This window comes from Pedobacter nototheniae, from assembly GCF_032678625.1.
Lineage (GTDB): Bacteria > Bacteroidota > Bacteroidia > Sphingobacteriales > Sphingobacteriaceae > Pedobacter > Pedobacter nototheniae_A.
The window spans coordinates 402,039-416,789 of sequence record NZ_JAVTSO010000003.1 but is presented as its reverse complement, the minus strand read 5'-3'; the positions used below and the strand labels follow the sequence as shown (position 1 = coordinate 416,789).

Annotated in this window: 16 protein-coding genes and 2 tRNA genes; 11 read left to right on the top strand and 7 right to left on the bottom strand. The window is 36.1% G+C overall.

Going from position 1 to position 14,751, the window contains the following annotated elements; genetic code table 11:
• Positions 1-142 precede the first annotated feature (142 nt).
• Complete coding sequence (locus R2Q77_RS12060) at positions 143-550, top strand: hypothetical protein (protein WP_316803975.1); 408 nt, start codon at positions 143-145, stop codon at positions 548-550.
• Between the two features lie 233 nt (positions 551-783).
• Here R2Q77_RS12060 and R2Q77_RS12055 read toward each other — a convergent pair whose 3' ends face one another.
• A complete protein-coding gene (locus R2Q77_RS12055) occupies positions 784-2,637 on the bottom strand; it encodes a DNA polymerase III subunit gamma/tau (protein ID WP_316803974.1) in 1,854 nt (617 codons plus the stop codon).
• Positions 2,638-2,814: 177 nt separating this feature from the next.
• On the opposite strand from R2Q77_RS12055, the gene R2Q77_RS12050 reads away from it, so the two are divergent.
• The 4 genes from R2Q77_RS12050 to rplI all read left to right on the top strand — a co-directional run bounded on the left by R2Q77_RS12050 (position 2,815) and on the right by rplI (position 4,974).
• A complete protein-coding gene (locus R2Q77_RS12050) occupies positions 2,815-3,561 on the top strand; it encodes a hypothetical protein (protein ID WP_316803973.1) in 747 nt (248 codons plus the stop codon).
• A 338-nt stretch (positions 3,562-3,899) separates the two neighbouring features.
• On the top strand, positions 3,900-4,256 hold the full coding sequence (gene rpsF, locus R2Q77_RS12045) for a 30S ribosomal protein S6 (protein ID WP_131535836.1): 357 nt from the start codon (positions 3,900-3,902) through the stop codon (positions 4,254-4,256).
• A complete protein-coding gene (rpsR, locus tag R2Q77_RS12040; RefSeq protein ID WP_131535835.1) occupies positions 4,256-4,519 on the top strand; it encodes a 30S ribosomal protein S18 in 264 nt (87 codons plus the stop codon). The genes rpsF and rpsR overlap by 1 nt, the downstream gene beginning before the upstream one ends.
• Before the next feature lie 11 nt (positions 4,520-4,530).
• A complete protein-coding gene (rplI, locus tag R2Q77_RS12035) occupies positions 4,531-4,974 on the top strand; it encodes a 50S ribosomal protein L9 (protein WP_316803972.1) in 444 nt (147 codons plus the stop codon).
• Positions 4,975-5,093: 119 nt separating this feature from the next.
• On the opposite strand, the gene R2Q77_RS12030 is transcribed toward rplI, so the two are convergent.
• Positions 5,094-5,795 (bottom strand): SDR family oxidoreductase, encoded by a 702-nt coding sequence (locus R2Q77_RS12030; protein WP_316803971.1) that lies wholly within the window; start codon positions 5,793-5,795, stop codon positions 5,094-5,096.
• Between the two features lie 141 nt (positions 5,796-5,936).
• Here R2Q77_RS12030 and mtgA point away from each other — a divergent pair, with 141 nt between their 5' ends.
• Positions 5,937-6,659 (top strand): monofunctional biosynthetic peptidoglycan transglycosylase, encoded by a 723-nt coding sequence (mtgA, locus tag R2Q77_RS12025; protein ID WP_316803970.1) that lies wholly within the window; start codon positions 5,937-5,939, stop codon positions 6,657-6,659.
• Positions 6,660-6,740: 81 nt separating this feature from the next.
• Here mtgA and R2Q77_RS12020 read toward each other — a convergent pair whose 3' ends face one another.
• The gene (locus tag R2Q77_RS12020; protein ID WP_316803969.1) at positions 6,741-9,161 is read right to left on the bottom strand and encodes an AsmA family protein; all 2,421 of its coding nucleotides are present in this window, start codon (positions 9,159-9,161) and stop codon (positions 6,741-6,743) included.
• A gap of 122 nt (positions 9,162-9,283) precedes the next feature.
• On the opposite strand from R2Q77_RS12020, the gene R2Q77_RS12015 reads away from it, so the two are divergent.
• Positions 9,284-9,715, top strand: a complete 432-nt coding sequence (locus R2Q77_RS12015) for an energy transducer TonB (RefSeq protein ID WP_316803968.1) — start codon at positions 9,284-9,286, stop codon at positions 9,713-9,715.
• Between the two features lie 12 nt (positions 9,716-9,727).
• Here R2Q77_RS12015 and R2Q77_RS12010 read toward each other — a convergent pair whose 3' ends face one another.
• A complete protein-coding gene (locus tag R2Q77_RS12010) occupies positions 9,728-10,207 on the bottom strand; it encodes an ABC transporter ATPase (protein WP_316803967.1) in 480 nt (159 codons plus the stop codon).
• A gap of 52 nt (positions 10,208-10,259) precedes the next feature.
• Here R2Q77_RS12010 and R2Q77_RS12005 point away from each other — a divergent pair, with 52 nt between their 5' ends.
• Entirely contained in the window at positions 10,260-10,742 is a 483-nt protein-coding gene (locus R2Q77_RS12005; RefSeq protein ID WP_316803966.1) for a hypothetical protein, read from the top strand.
• A gap of 2 nt (positions 10,743-10,744) precedes the next feature.
• Here R2Q77_RS12005 and R2Q77_RS12000 read toward each other — a convergent pair whose 3' ends face one another.
• Genes R2Q77_RS12000 through R2Q77_RS11990 form a run of 3 tightly spaced genes read right to left on the bottom strand, consistent with a single transcriptional unit; the run spans position 10,745 to position 13,446 of the window.
• The gene (locus R2Q77_RS12000) at positions 10,745-11,533 is read right to left on the bottom strand and encodes a (Fe-S)-binding protein (protein WP_316803965.1); all 789 of its coding nucleotides are present in this window, start codon (positions 11,531-11,533) and stop codon (positions 10,745-10,747) included.
• 45 nt (positions 11,534-11,578) lie between these two features.
• A complete protein-coding gene (locus R2Q77_RS11995; RefSeq protein WP_316803964.1) occupies positions 11,579-12,139 on the bottom strand; it encodes a TPM domain-containing protein in 561 nt (186 codons plus the stop codon).
• 11 nt (positions 12,140-12,150) lie between these two features.
• Positions 12,151-13,446: a (Fe-S)-binding protein gene (locus R2Q77_RS11990; RefSeq protein ID WP_316803963.1), complete on the bottom strand. Its 1,296-nt coding sequence runs from the start codon at positions 13,444-13,446 to the stop codon at positions 12,151-12,153.
• Positions 13,447-13,692: 246 nt separating this feature from the next.
• Between R2Q77_RS11990 and R2Q77_RS11985 the strand changes: the two genes are divergently transcribed.
• The 3 genes from R2Q77_RS11985 (at position 13,693) to R2Q77_RS11975 (ending at position 14,583) form a co-directional block, all read left to right on the top strand.
• Positions 13,693-13,765, top strand: a tRNA-Phe gene (locus tag R2Q77_RS11985).
• Between the two features lie 155 nt (positions 13,766-13,920).
• Entirely contained in the window at positions 13,921-14,427 is a 507-nt protein-coding gene (locus R2Q77_RS11980) for a GNAT family N-acetyltransferase (protein WP_316803962.1), read from the top strand.
• An 83-nt stretch (positions 14,428-14,510) separates the two neighbouring features.
• Positions 14,511-14,583: transfer RNA gene (locus tag R2Q77_RS11975), tRNA-Phe, on the top strand.
• The last annotated feature ends 168 nt before the right edge of the window (positions 14,584-14,751 follow it).

The following is a 14,751-nucleotide window of genomic DNA, read 5'->3' as shown; positions in this document are numbered from 1 at the left end:
AAGTTACAACTTTACAGAAGTAAAGCCAAAATGTTTAAGCGCTGTTAACTTCGTATATACTTCTGAAATATTTTTGACCACAATAGAAACCATATTCAAAACAGTTTGTTATAACTTTATAATCGAAACAGGAGATATTATTATGGCAAATAACGAAAACAAACCCGCAAAAGATAAATTACACAGTACAACAGAAAGTAGTGAAATTAATAACGAAAACTTATCTTATGATGAGACTAAAGAAAGTTACGAGCTCGATGTAAAAGGTACTGATAAAGATTATGATCACCCGATGGGTTACGAAACAGTAGCTGCCGGGGCAAAGGATGACGACTCTACTTATGATGAAGCTAATCCGTATGTGGGCGATGAGTATGCTAATAATGATGACATTGCCAATGACAATTTAGAAGAATTGGGTATGCATGTTGATAACGGTGAAAGTGTTAAGCTAAGTGCTGAAGATGAAATTTTAGCCCGTACGCCTGAAGATAATCGTGATGATTTGGATGAAGAAGGCTATCCAGTTAATGACAGGCCATTGAAATAAAATATATTAACCATGCAGCCTTAGTTGCATGGTTTTCTTATGCTTTAGTTTCTTATGTAAATCAATCAGATTGCTTCGTCGTCCCTCCTCGCAATGACGAAAAAGGAGCATCAGCGCAAAGACAGGTAAATTGATTGTAGTATTTTTCCGTATCAATTAGGTTGCTTCGTCGGTATTTCTCTCCATGATGAAATTATAAGGAGTGAAGTTTGGATTACTTTATAAGGGATTACTTAAGGAATAAGATCCAAACCGAATTTTCTGCGCAGATCTTCCAGTTTAGGATTTTTATTAACCAGGTAATCATAACGTTCTTTTGAGGTGTATAATCTTTTCTCATGCGCCCGTTCAGCATGCTTATAAGAAATTTCGACACCAAAATTTTTCAGGTTATTACGGAGATAGTTCATTAATTCTACCGATTCTCCCTGCACAAAATCTTCCTGGGCTTTACCTTCTACCGAAATTACAATATGTTCTTTTCCTTTTAAGGCTGGGGCAAAGTTGTTTAAAATGGTATAGAGGTTGATTTTATTTTCTCTCTTTAGCTTCTCTGCATAATTACTCCAAACTTCCAATAGCCTTTCGTACGTAAAATCTTCACGTGCTTCTCCGGTTACAGTTTGTGGTCCTTTGGCTTCATCACTGCTTGATACACGATCCAGGTCGTTTAAAGAAGGAATTAAGATGCTTCCTGCATTGGTTTTTGGAATATTAATCTTAATTGTTGTAGCAGATGAGGCTAAAGCTGGCCTTGGCGCTTCGGCTTGTTTCTCAACCTGAATAGGTTTAGGAAGCTCGGTTTTAGTTTCACTTAAAGCATTTGATTGTGGTGAAACTACAGGATTAGACGCGTTTTGCGCTACCGACGTAGTATTTTCAATTTTATGGTCTTCGTTATTTACGCCGACTAAATTAGTTTTTTTTTTATCCTGATCTTGGTCAGTTGCTGTATTTGAGGCCGGGCTTAGAGGTTGTTGTGCGAGCTGCACTACGGATCGGATATGACACATCTTAATGAGTGCCAGCTCCACCTGTAACCGTTGGTTTTTGCTGTTTTTATAATTTAAATCGCAAGTATTGGCCAGGTTTAAAGCAGTTAACAGAAAAGAAAGTTCTGTTTGCCTGCATTGCTCTAAATACTTTTGCTTAATGTTTTCGCTAACCTCTAATAATTTAATGGTTGCGGCATCTTTACCTACAAGCAGATTACGGAAATGGCTTGATAAGCCATTGATGAAATTATTGCCATCAAAGCCATTGTTTAATATTTCATCAAACAAAAGCAAGGTTTCGCTAACCTGGGCTGCGGTTAAATATTGGGTAAGTTTGAAAAAGTAATCGTAATCTAAAATATTCAGGTTATCAATTACCGCACGATAGGTAATGTTTTTATTGGCATAACTGGCAATCTGATCAAACATTGAAAGGGCATCGCGCAAGCCACCATCTGCCTTTTGGGCAATTATATGTAAACCGTCTGATTCAAATGCAATATTTTCGCGTTGTGCAATAGTAGCCAGATGACTGGCAATATCTTCAACCTGTATTCTGTTGAAATCAAAAATCTGACAACGCGATAAAATGGTTGGCAAAATTTTATGTTTCTCCGTTGTAGCTAAGATAAATATGGCATACGAAGGTGGTTCTTCTAATGTTTTAAGGAAAGCATTAAATGCACTTTGCGAAAGCATGTGCACCTCATCAATAATATAGATTTTATATTTTCCGGCTTGTGGCGGTATTCTCACCTGCTCAATCAAACTGCGGATATCATCAACAGAGTTGTTTGATGCCGCATCCAATTCGTGTACATTAAAAGAATGCCCGTTTTGAAAAGACTGGCAATTGTCGCAAGTACCGCAAGCTTCCATATCGGCTGTAGGATTAGTACAGTTAATGGTTTTGGCAAGAATACGTGCGCAGGTGGTTTTACCAACTCCACGTGGCCCGCAAAACAAAAAGGCTTGTGCGAGTTGATTGTTTTTGATGGCATTTTTAAGCGTACCCGTAATATGCTGCTGGCCAACTACGGTTTCAAACGTGGCTGGACGGTATTTGCGGGCAGAAACAATAAAATTTTCCATCGCCACGAAAATAGGAATTTTTGTTAGATGTTAGGTTACAGAATTGTTTGATTGTGGAAAAATTAAATCTAAGATGCATGGGGCGCTATGCCGTAACATTTAACGGAAGTCCTGATCTAAACGGTAACTAACTTATTTTAAGCGTAATTATAAACCTAAATTTAACTTTAAACAAAGATGAAAAATTTTATTCTGCTTACAATAGCGCTCTGTTCTTTTGGGATTTATGCGAAAGCACAAATAGATACCGTTAATGCGGGTAACAACAAGTTAAAAATAGAAAACCTTAAAGAAGGTAAAAATGCCTATCTCGTGTATTTTACAGATTCGCTCGAAAAGAAAAGAACCATTGGCGATTTATGGGAAAGAAGTACAAAATTTACTAAAATTAACGGAACTGATGCTGTCGCATTCGATTGGAAATGGATTCATGCAGATACTGTAATGGCAAACATCCTGAATATTTGCGACCATAAAACTTTGGCACCCATTTATCATAAAGCAGATTATAAAAAGAGAGGGGTTTTTGCCTACGATTACAGGGATGGCTTTATGATTCCATCTGACTCTGTAAATAACAATGAAGCCATAAAAAAAGGTAAAGTAAAATTAGATATACCGATTATAAGCTGGGAGCTTGATTTGGAAACCTATCCTTTATTGCCCATTAAGAAAATAGGGCAGAAGTTTGATATATCCTTTTTTGATCCGAACGAAAAAGTAGCTACCTATCATAGATATGAAGTAACAGGAAAAGAAGATTTAACTTTGAACAACGATACAAAGGTAAAGTGCTGGCTGCTTAAAATTGATTATAATAAAGAAAGCTATGCTACTTTTTGGCTAACCGAGAAATCTAAAGAGGTAATCAAAATGAAAGAATATTATAAAGGCAATTACAGGATAAAAGTTAAACAATACTAAGGCTATTCGTTATTGAGTTTAAATTCAGCTTCATATCCGGAGGATCGGGCCTCTATATTACAACTCAAAAAGGCAAAAACTTTTTATAGAGCCACATTTTTTAATACTAATGCAAAACAAATAGAGTTTAATGTTGACCAGACTCGATTAGGAAAAATAATTTTCCGGCTTGTATCCTTTAGTTATAAGAAAAGCAGGCGTATAATGCCGGCTTTTTTGCTTTGCAGGTTTTGTTAATTCATGTTTTTCTTGATTAATCATTTGATTTTAAGAAATATATTGCTACATTTGCAGCCCGAATTATATCGGAAATAAACAAAAAAATTAATTAAATAACAATGAATCAGTACGAAACTGTTATCGTTCTAACCCCGTTGTTATCAGATGAAGCTGCGAAAGAAGCATTAGCTAAATTCAAAAACATCATTACTGGTAGCGGAGCCGAAATTATCCAAGAAGATAATTGGGGTTTGAGAAAATTAGCGTATCCGATTGACAAAAAAACAAACGGATTCTTCAACTTAACTGAATACAAAGCTTCAGGAGAGTTGATTAGCAAATTAGAGCTTGAATTAAAACGCGATGAGCGTGTGTTACGTTTCTTAACCATCAGGTTAGACAAACACGCTATTGCTTACAATGAGAAAAAGCGTAGTGGTGCTTTTAACAAAAAAACTAAGGAGGTTGCAGCGTAATGGCAAGAGAACAAATACAATACGTTACTGCCCCTAAAGTAGAGGATAACCGTAAAAAATATTGCCGTTTTAAGAAAAATGGTATTAAATATATCGATTACAAAGACGCAAACTTTTTGTTAAAATTTATTAACGATCAAGGTAAATTATTACCACGCCGTTTAACTGGTACATCGTTAAAATTTCAACGTAAAGTGTCACAGGCTGTTAAACGTGCCCGTCACATCGGTTTGTTACCTTTCGTTGCTGACCAATTAAAATAGGAGGATTTGATATGGAAATTATTTTAAAACAAGATATTAAATCATTAGGCGAGAAAGATGATATCGTTACAGTAAAGGCTGGTTATGGCCGTAACTATCTAATTCCGCAAGGATTTGCTACTTTGGCTACTTCTTCTGCTAAAAAAGTATTAGCAGAAAACTTAAAGCAAGCAGCATTTAAACAAGATAAAATTAAGAAAGATGCTGAAGGTATCGCTGAGCGTTTAACTAACGTTAAATTATCAATCGGTGCTAAAGCTGGCGAAAGCGGTAAAATCTTCGGAGCGGTTAATACCATCCAGGTTGCTGAAGCATTAAAAGCTCAAGGCTTTGATGTTGACCGTCGTCGTATTACTTTCGAAACTGAACCTAAATTTGTTGGCGAATATGTAGCTAACTTAAACTTACACAAAGAAGTAAAAGTTCAGGTTCCTTTTGAAGTAGTAGCTGAATAAGCATTCTTTTTAAGAGTCATAAAAAAAGGGTTTTGCATTTGCAAAACCCTTTTTTTGTTAATGAGTTATTGAACAGCAGGAAAAGGTTTATTTTATTTGCTAAATTTTTCCTGCATGTATTACTTCGGTGTTGTTGGCCTGATCTCTACCTTGCTTGGAAGCGTTCTGGCAGGCATTTTAAGTAAATCAGCAATCAGCTGTCCCATATCCTCAGGTTGGATTTTCCATGCATCATCTGCAGCATTTGGATGATGGTCGTTAAAATGGCTCGCCACCGATCCTGGCATAATTGTACTCACTTTTACGCCATACTTACGAAGATCAAGCATAACGGATTGGGTAAAACCTGTTAAACCAAATTTGCTGGCATTATAGGCAGATCCATTGGCAAAAAAGTTCGTTCCTGCCAAACTGGAGATGGTAAATATGTGGCCTTTAGATTTTTTTATTTCTTCTACACAGGCCCTTATGCTGTAAAATACACCGGTTAAATTGGTATCTATAGTTTCCTGCCAAAGCTGAATATCCATTTCATCAATTGGTTGAAAATGCCCGACACCCGCATTGGCAATTAAAACATCCAGTTGGCCCCATTGATCGATAACGCTTTTTAATGCATTTTGCTGCGATGCATAATCTTTAACATCAGCTTCCAAAGCCAATACATCTGCAGAATTTCCTAAAGCCTCTGCAGCTTTATCGGCGCTTTTTTTTGAGCGACTGGTAATGGCAACTTTATAACCTTCTTTTAAAAGTGATTCTGCAATTCCAAAACCAATTCCTTTACTTCCTCCGGTAATGAGGGCTACTTTTATACTCATATCGATTTCTTTTTAGTGTAACGGATAGAAAACAAATATGTTTAAATGAAAATCGTTTTTAGTTAAAAAAATGTCATTCTATCTAAAAACATAGGTTTATCCGCTCTGGCAGGAGATTAAAGATTTTATTACCTTTGCGCCATGGCTAAAGCGCGATCATCCAAAACGAAAACCAAACGTCCTTTATTAAAGAAAATAACCAATATTGCCTCTAAAGTATTTATTTATTTTTTATTGGTTTCGGTGGTGTGGGTTATTGCATTGCGATTTATAAATCCACCAATAACCTTATTGATGGTTTTACGTAATATTGAACGCAAATCGGATGGCAAACCTTTTAAAACAGAGAAAAAATGGGTCAAATTTGATGATATTTCGGATAATATGAAACGTGCTGCGGTATCTGCAGAAGACCAATTATTTTTAAAGCATATTGGATTTGACGTTAAAGCCATTGAAAAGGCCTTTGCAAGCAACGCAAAAGGAAAGAAAGTTAAGGGTGGGAGCACAATTTCGCAACAAACCGCAAAAAATGTATTTCTATGGCCGGGGAGGTCTTACATCAGAAAAGCATTTGAAGCCTATTTTACCCTATTGATAGAATTGTTCTGGAGTAAAGAACGCATTTTAGAAGTTTATTTAAATGTAATTGAAATGGGCGATGGTATTTATGGTGCCGAAGCTGCAGCACAGGAATATTATGGAAAATCCTGTACCAGCCTCTCTAAAAATCAGGCGGCTTTAATTGCGGCGTGCTTTCCTAATCCGCTTCGCTGGACTCCAAAAAACGCAACGCCCTATATCAGACATCGTCAGTATTTGATTTTAAGAAACATGAGAAGGTTGGGCCCACTTGACTTTTAATGTTTGCACGTTAATCGAACTTGTGGGTTTTTCAAGATTGAATCGTTATTTATTTAATCTTGAAAAACTTAATAACTTCTCCTAATCGTGATCCTTATTCCATCTGATCTTTACACCACCTTTCTCATCATCAACGGCTTTAAGGTGGAGTACAATACCTTTCATCCGGGCATCCTTTTTCTGCTGGTTATCTAAATTTTCATCACCTTTTGGATTTCTTAAAGGAATATCCATGGCAATATTTGTGCCTGTGCTTAAACTATAAATGCCTTTAACGTTAAAATTTAAAGCCGAAGAATTAACCAGCATCGGGCTAATAATCACCTTATCACCTTTTACGGTTAAAGTGCCGTCTAATTTTGGTATCTGAATATTAGATAAGTTTCTTCTTGGGAAAGCAAATTTACCTACATCGGCAATAGGACCGAAATTAACCAATGCAGCATTTCTTAAATTAAAAATTACCTTGCCATCCATTGATCTGGGTAGGATGGTGCCTGTATTGGAAATCCTTCCTGATATATTAACCAGCGAAGAAAGGTAGCCATTCAGGTTTTTATTTGTAATGGTGTTCTGTCCAAAATTGTCAAACGAATAAAAGAAGTCTTTAACGCTTACATTGCTGATTTTAGAGTTAAGTGTAAATCGGTTCGAATTTCCTTCCTGCTTAACATTTCCGTTTAGCGTTAAGGTACCTCCGGCATTGCTTACATTTATCTTATTAAAGAAAATTCCTTCGCTACGCAATGAAATATCTGCATTGAGGTTTTTGGCTACAAACTTCTGGTAAATCGCCCTGTCCACATTTAATAAAATATTCATTTTCGAAACTTCCAGCACGTTACTTAATTGTGCAGTGGTTTCCTTTATCGAACTTTTTGATTTAGACTTACTCTTCCGTTCACGTGGGCCTAAAAAAGGTAAAAATTCATTCAGGTAAAGTTGCGGACTGCTCATCTTCAGGTTTACCAGGATTTTATCAGGAGCGGTGTAATATAAATTCAGGAAATTATCTATCGTGCAATTTAAATTTAAAATGCTTTTTCCAAGTTGGAAATGCCCATTCTGGATGGACAAATTATTTTGCGTAAAATTAATATCGAGGGCACTTTTAACGAGGTGTAGTTTACGAGGCAGATACATAATATCTGCATCAATAACGCGTACTTTACCCGATACAACAGGTTTTGTGAAATTAAAATTATCAATATCTGCTTTACAATATAGCTTTACGTCAGCAGTTCCATTTTTAAAATCGAAGTTTTCGCCACCTAAAGAATTATTGAGGTTGGATAAGGGGAAATTAGACGTTACAAGGCCTGTTGCAATTGGCCTCGATAAATTGGTAACCAAAAAGGTATCTATCTTAATGGGGGCATTAAAGTAATTAGCATTAAGTTTTAACAACCTGATAATTGAATTTTCGTCGCCAATAATTCCACCTAAGGTATCCTGATTGGTAAAAGAGCCATCGAAGTTACACTCTGTTAACCTGATTGCCGGAAGCATTGAAACTACATTATTTCTAACGGTCATGCCAACCCTTATTAAGGGATCTCCGTATTTTCCACTGCCATCATCAATAATATGACCACGAATATCAACGGGTTTTTCTATTCCAAATTTTAACAATTTAGAGGATATATTTGGCGCTAAGAGGAGGGCTACATCTTTAAAAAGAATTTTATCAACTGCAATACTAATGGCAAAGGCCGATTTGCCTAAATCTATTTTAGCACCAATTTTAAAAGGCGCACCACCAATATTTAATATTTCAGGATTAATAATTACGGCATCTTCTGCTTTACTATAATGTGCCGAAAGTGTGCCTTCTAATGTTTTATCTTTTAAGAAACTTCCTTTTTTAGTGTTAAAAGCAAAGCTTTTTACAAAGGTTTTTAGCTTAATTTTCCCCGTCCAGCCACTATCCGGATATTCAATTCTGCCCTGAATCTGATCGATGTCGAAATTAAAGAGTTTAAAACGTTTTTGATTGTCTAAAATAAGACTAACCTTATTAAAATCAATCTTGCTGATTTCTAATGGTGCTGATTTAGAGGCGGGTTTCTTTTTATCTGTTTCTTTACTTTTAAATATGCTTGTATTGCTATAGCCGGCCGAATCCGTATATACATAAATAGCCGCATTATTGATGGAAATTCGATTGATTTTTACATCGCCGGCGATAAGTGAGAAAACATTTAATGAAACATCAATATCCTGGGCATTTAAAAGATCGTGTTTATGTTTTGTCCATAAGCTATCTCGTAGAACTACTTGGTTTAAAGAAACAGAAACTCCTGGAAAACCTTTTAATAGTGTTGGCTCCATACTGCCGGCAGTAATTTTACCATTAAGGTTTTTGTTCAGCTGCTCCAGTATGGTGTTGAGTACCTGTTTTTTATTTTGATTAATGTAAAATGATCCAGCTACCCAAATTAGAATAATAAGGGCAGCAAAAACCGCAATAATTTTAAGTGAAATTTTTAACCACCGGGCCATACAATTTGTTTGATTGAACAATATAATACATTTAATGGCATAATTGTTTTTGAAATAGTCGATTTATTTTTTTCTTTTAATAGTGGTAAAACAGTGGAAATGAATTGTTTTATATTTGTATTATGAAATACACGCTTTTACTTTTGCTATTTTGTCCTTTTTTATTAAAAGCACAAAAGGCTGAATCTGCTGCCGCTAAAAAGCCTTTAGTAAGCAGCACTGTTGATCAGCAATCTGAATTTGAAGGTGGTTTGCAGGCCTGGGGAAATTTTCTAAGAAAAAACCTTGATGCTTCGCGGGCAGCTGAAGCACAGGACAGCCTTAGTTTTGCAAAATATGGAATGCGGCAAATGGCAATTGTTAAGTTTATGGTATGTGAGGATGGAAGCCTCTGCGATTTTGAAATTGTCAATAAAAACAAAGTAAGCCCGGCCGTTGCCAACGAAGCTTTAAAAGTAATACAAAAATCACCAAAATGGATTCCCGCAAAAAGTAAGAATGGAAGTGTTAAAACAATTTTCCAACAACCAATTGCTTTTTATTTTGGTGATTAGCCCAAAGTTAATTTATAGCAAATGGGCAAAGACAGTAGAATGCCAGCTGTTTTTAAAAGGAACTTCCCATTTATTTTCCAGCTCAGTAAGGTTTTGAACCATGTTATTGAAAACAATTGTTTCAGGGGTTACCTGTTTAATGTTTACAAGTGTTTCAAAATCTTCTTTACCCTGTACTTTAACTTCATCGTTAACTTTATAGGCTATGTTAAACCGGTTAAACAAATCTACATGGTATGTCTGTTCTATTTCCTTGATTAAACGAACAGAGCTATCGATAGAACAGCCGGTTACGTTTGCCTGGTTTTCATCAACAGTTAAAATAATAAAAAAGCCATAGCGAATTTCTGCTTTAGCCATTAACTCGTTGCCATGTGCTTTCCATTGGTTGGTAAATGCAGATAGGCTTTGAAGAATCTCGGTTTCTTCAGCTGTGCTAAATTTTCTGTCGCTTTGGTAGATCCAAACTCTTGATTGTGGAGAAAAACTCATATTACAAATTTAATATTTTAATTAATTTGGTTCTATCTAAAACTTCATCCTTATGAAAAAGTTTACATTAAGCTTGAAATTGCCTTTTATTTTGGCTTTCAGCCTGTTTTTATGTGCTTTTGTTTCCTTCGATTCTATAGATGAATATGTTAATTACCTCCAAAAAAGCTTTACCGATCACTATGATTTTAACCAGGAAAGCAATCAAATTAAAAAGTACGAACTTAATGTTACCAACAATGGTTTTTGCCGTTATAAGCGTTATTTTAATAACGGCAAGATAGAATATTTTGCCTTTAAACTGGCTAAATTTAAAGCTATGGATTACATTGGATCAACAACATCGGGTAAGCTTTACCTGCATACCAAAAATGATGATGTAATTGTGCAAACGTACAATGATAAAGGTGGCGATGTAGATTCTATGGGGACTTGTGTAACTATCCCCATTAAAAATATCGAAGCCGAAGACCTTAACCAGATCAGGGAAACATTGGTAAAGCTGGCGCCAGAAACACAAATTATAAAGCCTTAGCCCTATAACCCGTTTGCTCTTGCGGTAATTTCTGCAATATCCAATACTTTTACTTCCTGCTCTTTATCTTTCAATTTAATGCCATCACTAAGCATGGTCATACAAAACGGACAACCTGCCGCAATAACCTCAGGATTGGTTTCTAAAGCTTCGTCTATCCTTTCTACATTTATATCTTTATTGCCTTTTTCAGGTTCTTTAAACATTTGCGCACCTCCGGCACCACAGCACAAACCATTGCTTTTGCAACGTTTCATTTCTACCAGTTGGGCATCCAAAACTTCAAGGGCTTTCCTTGGTGCTTCATAAATCCCATTGCCGCGACCTAAATAACAAGGATCGTGATAGGTGATTTTTTTGCCTTTAAAACTTTCACCACCCTCTGCTTTTAGCTTGCCCTCATTAATTAAATCCTGGATGAGTTGCGTATGGTGGATAACTTCGTAAGTGCCGCCAAGACCAGGGTATTCATTTTTAATGGTATTAAAGCAATGCGGACAGCCTGTTACAATTTTTTTAATATTATAGGCATTCAAAACCTCAATATTGGTCATCGCTTGCATCTGGAATAAAAATTCGTTGCCCGCACGTTTAGCCGGGTCGCCCGTACAACTTTCTTCGGTACCTAAAACTGCGTATTTTATACCCACATGATGTAATATTTTACAAATGTCGCGGGTAATCTTTTGTGCCCTTTCATCGTAACTTCCAGCACAGCCAACCCAAAATAATATTTCCGGCTCTTCACCTGCGGCCATCAATTCGGCCATTGTAGGTACTTTAAATTCCATTGTATTTATATTTTATACAAACCCTTTGCAGAGTATGAACGTTTTTTAATCTTTAATTTTCGTTTTTAAAAGTTTCATCAATTCCGTTAAGCCCTTAAAGGTACCAGTGTAATAATCATCCTTTTTAAAATTGGGGATGATGTACTGGTCTATTATTCCTTTAGTTTCTTTATCTGAAATTAATTTTTCAATTCCGTAGCCGTTGCTAATCCTAATCAATCGGTGTAAGCGCGAGAAACCAATTACAATTCCATTATCTTTCCCTTTTTCTCCAACGGCCCATTTTTTTGCAATTCTTAAAACCAGGTTGTTAAATTTTTCTTTGTCAGTCATTGTAGTATCAATGGTAACAATGGCAATTTGAATGCTGGTTTCATTTTTAAATTGGGTAATCAACTTATTTAACGTGGTAATTTGCTGCTGATTAAAATCTTTTTCGTAATCATTAATCCATCCGGTCGGAGCAGGAATGTTATCCCAGAACCTTTGTCTGTACTCTTCTAATTTCTTTTTTTGTGAAGTTTCTTTTATTGTTTGTGCCTCTGCCTTAGTTAAGCTGAAAAACACCATCAATAGGGAAAGGAAATAAAGTTTTTGAATTTTCACAAAATTAATTTTTAGTTTCCTTCTGCCCAGTTAAAGCGATCAGCAGGCGAATATTTCCATGGCGCCTGGTTATTTTCTATGTTACCCAGCATGGCATTAATACTTCCTGGCGCCTGCGATTCTTCCATAACGGCATAACGGCGCAATTCCATTATAATTTGTAAAGGATCAATATTAACAGGGCAAGCCTGTACACAGGCGTTGCAACTGGTACATGCCCAAATTTCTTCTCTGCTGATGTAATCATCTAATAACGATTTTCCATCCTGATGTTCAGCTCCATGTTTGTCGATATTCTTACCTACTTCGGTAACCCTGTCGCGGGTATCCATCATAATTTTTCTTGGCGACAATAATTTTCCGGTAATATTGGCCGGACAAACTGAAGTACAACGGCCACACTCGGTACAGGTGTAGGCATTCATCAGGTTTACCCAGCTTAAATCGGTCACATCTTTTGCTCCAAATTTACCAGGCGCTGTTTCTTCAGGCACGAAAGCAGGATCGAGCATGGCTTTAACCTCATTGGTAACCGATGCCATATTGTTAAACTCTCCTTTGGGCTCCAGGTTTGAAAAGTAAGTATTCGGGAAGGCAAAAAGAATGTGGAAGTGTTTAGAGTAAGGCAGGTAGTTTAAAAAGGCTAAAATACCAATAATGTGAAACCACCAGCATCCACGTTCTATGTAAACCAGTGCGTTTTCTGAGCTGGGTAATAAATTTTGTAAAAACTGACTTACCGGAAAAGAACCTGCATTAACATAATGGCCTATGCCCAAAGCCTGAAGTTTTGCATCGGCGGCATTCATTAATAAAAATGCCGACATTAATAATATTTCAGTAATTAGAATATAGTTTGCATCAGATTTAGGCCAGCTTGTCATTTCTACCCCTCTAAAGCGTTTAAGTTTTAAAACATTTCTCCGGATTAAAAAAATGGCACACGATAGCCAAACACTTAAAGCCAATAGTTCAAAAGCACCAATCAAAAAATTATATATGCCACCTAAACCATGGAAAATCCTGTGTGTACCAGATAAACCATCAATCATAATTTCAAGTACTTCGATATTGATGATAACGAAACCTACATATACAAAAAAATGGAGGAAAGCAGGGATAGGACGAACCACCATTTTCGACTGGCCAAATGCAACTCTGATCATTGTCATAAGCCTTTTCTGTGGCTGATCATTCCGGTTAAGCGATTTGCCTAAGCGGATATTGCGAATGATTTTACGGAAATTAACCGTAAACAACGCAACTGCAGCAAGTGTAAGTATAAGAAATAGAATTTGAGCCACCATACAATTATAATGATTGTTTAAACGCTAAATTAGGATATTTAATTTAAATAAATTGCTATGCATGCATAAAAAAATCCTTAAAATTATTAGTTTGTACTGATTCTAAGTAAGAAAAAAGTACATTTCAATTGTGATTGAAAAATTAATTAATTGATAATCAGTATTGGGATGCTTTATTGGCGGTTTTTTTGAATAAAAAATTTTGCATTTTAAAAAAGAACACTACATTTGCAATCCCAAACGGATGGTGCCATAGCTCAGTCGGTAGAGCAAAGGACTGAAAATCCTTGTGTCCCTGGTTCGAATCCAGGTGGCACCACTTCCAAAGCCTTTCAGAAATGAGAGGCTTTTTTGGTTTTTAACCTTTTTTATTCCTGCCTGAGGTATGGTATTATTTGCTAAGTATTTAGCACTTTTGCTTTTATGGATAAACCTACCGATGATATTATAACTTCGAGACTAATTCTGCGCTTAATGAACAAGGAAGTTATTTCTGATTGTCTTGAAAAGGATGGAATGGGAGCGGAGGAGTTATTAAAAGCTAAAATTCCAGCCGAAATGTTTGATCATCCGAGCAGTTTGAAGTATGCTTTAAAACAGTTTGAAGCTGATGAACATTATCTGCCTTGGGCCGCCCGGGCAATTATACTTCCAGAAGAGAACCAAATGGTAGGTTTGGTTAGGTTTCATAGCCAGCCAAATCCGGAATATTTAAAAGAGTATGCAAATAATGCTGTTGAGTTGGGTTATCGAATATTTGAGGATTATAGAAAGAAGGGTTATGCAACCGAGGCTGTAATTGCTGTTGTAAATTGGGCGAAGGCAACATTTGGTGTTCTGAATTTTATCGCATCAGTTTCTCCGGATAATGAAGATTCGCTTAAACTAATTTCGGGATTGGGATTTATAAAAATTGGTGAAGCCATGGACGAGGTTGATGGCTTGGAATATGTTTTTTTGAAGAATGTTACCGACGATTAATCTGCTCAAAATTTTTTTAATAAAAAAATGATGAAGAATTGGATGTTTAAAAAATAATACTACCTTTGCAATCCCAAACGGATGGTGCCATAGCTCAGTCGGTAGAGCAAAGGACTGAAAATCCTTGTGTCCCTGGTTCGAATCCAGGTGGCACCACTTCCAAAGCCTTTCAGAAATGAGAGGCTTTTTTGGTTTTTAACCTTTTTGCATCCTTCCATGTGCTTTTATCGTTAAATACATCTGGTTTAACGATACATTTTTAATAAATATTTTTTTTAAAATTATATTGGTTTAATATATAAATTAGCTGTGCCACAATTTTTT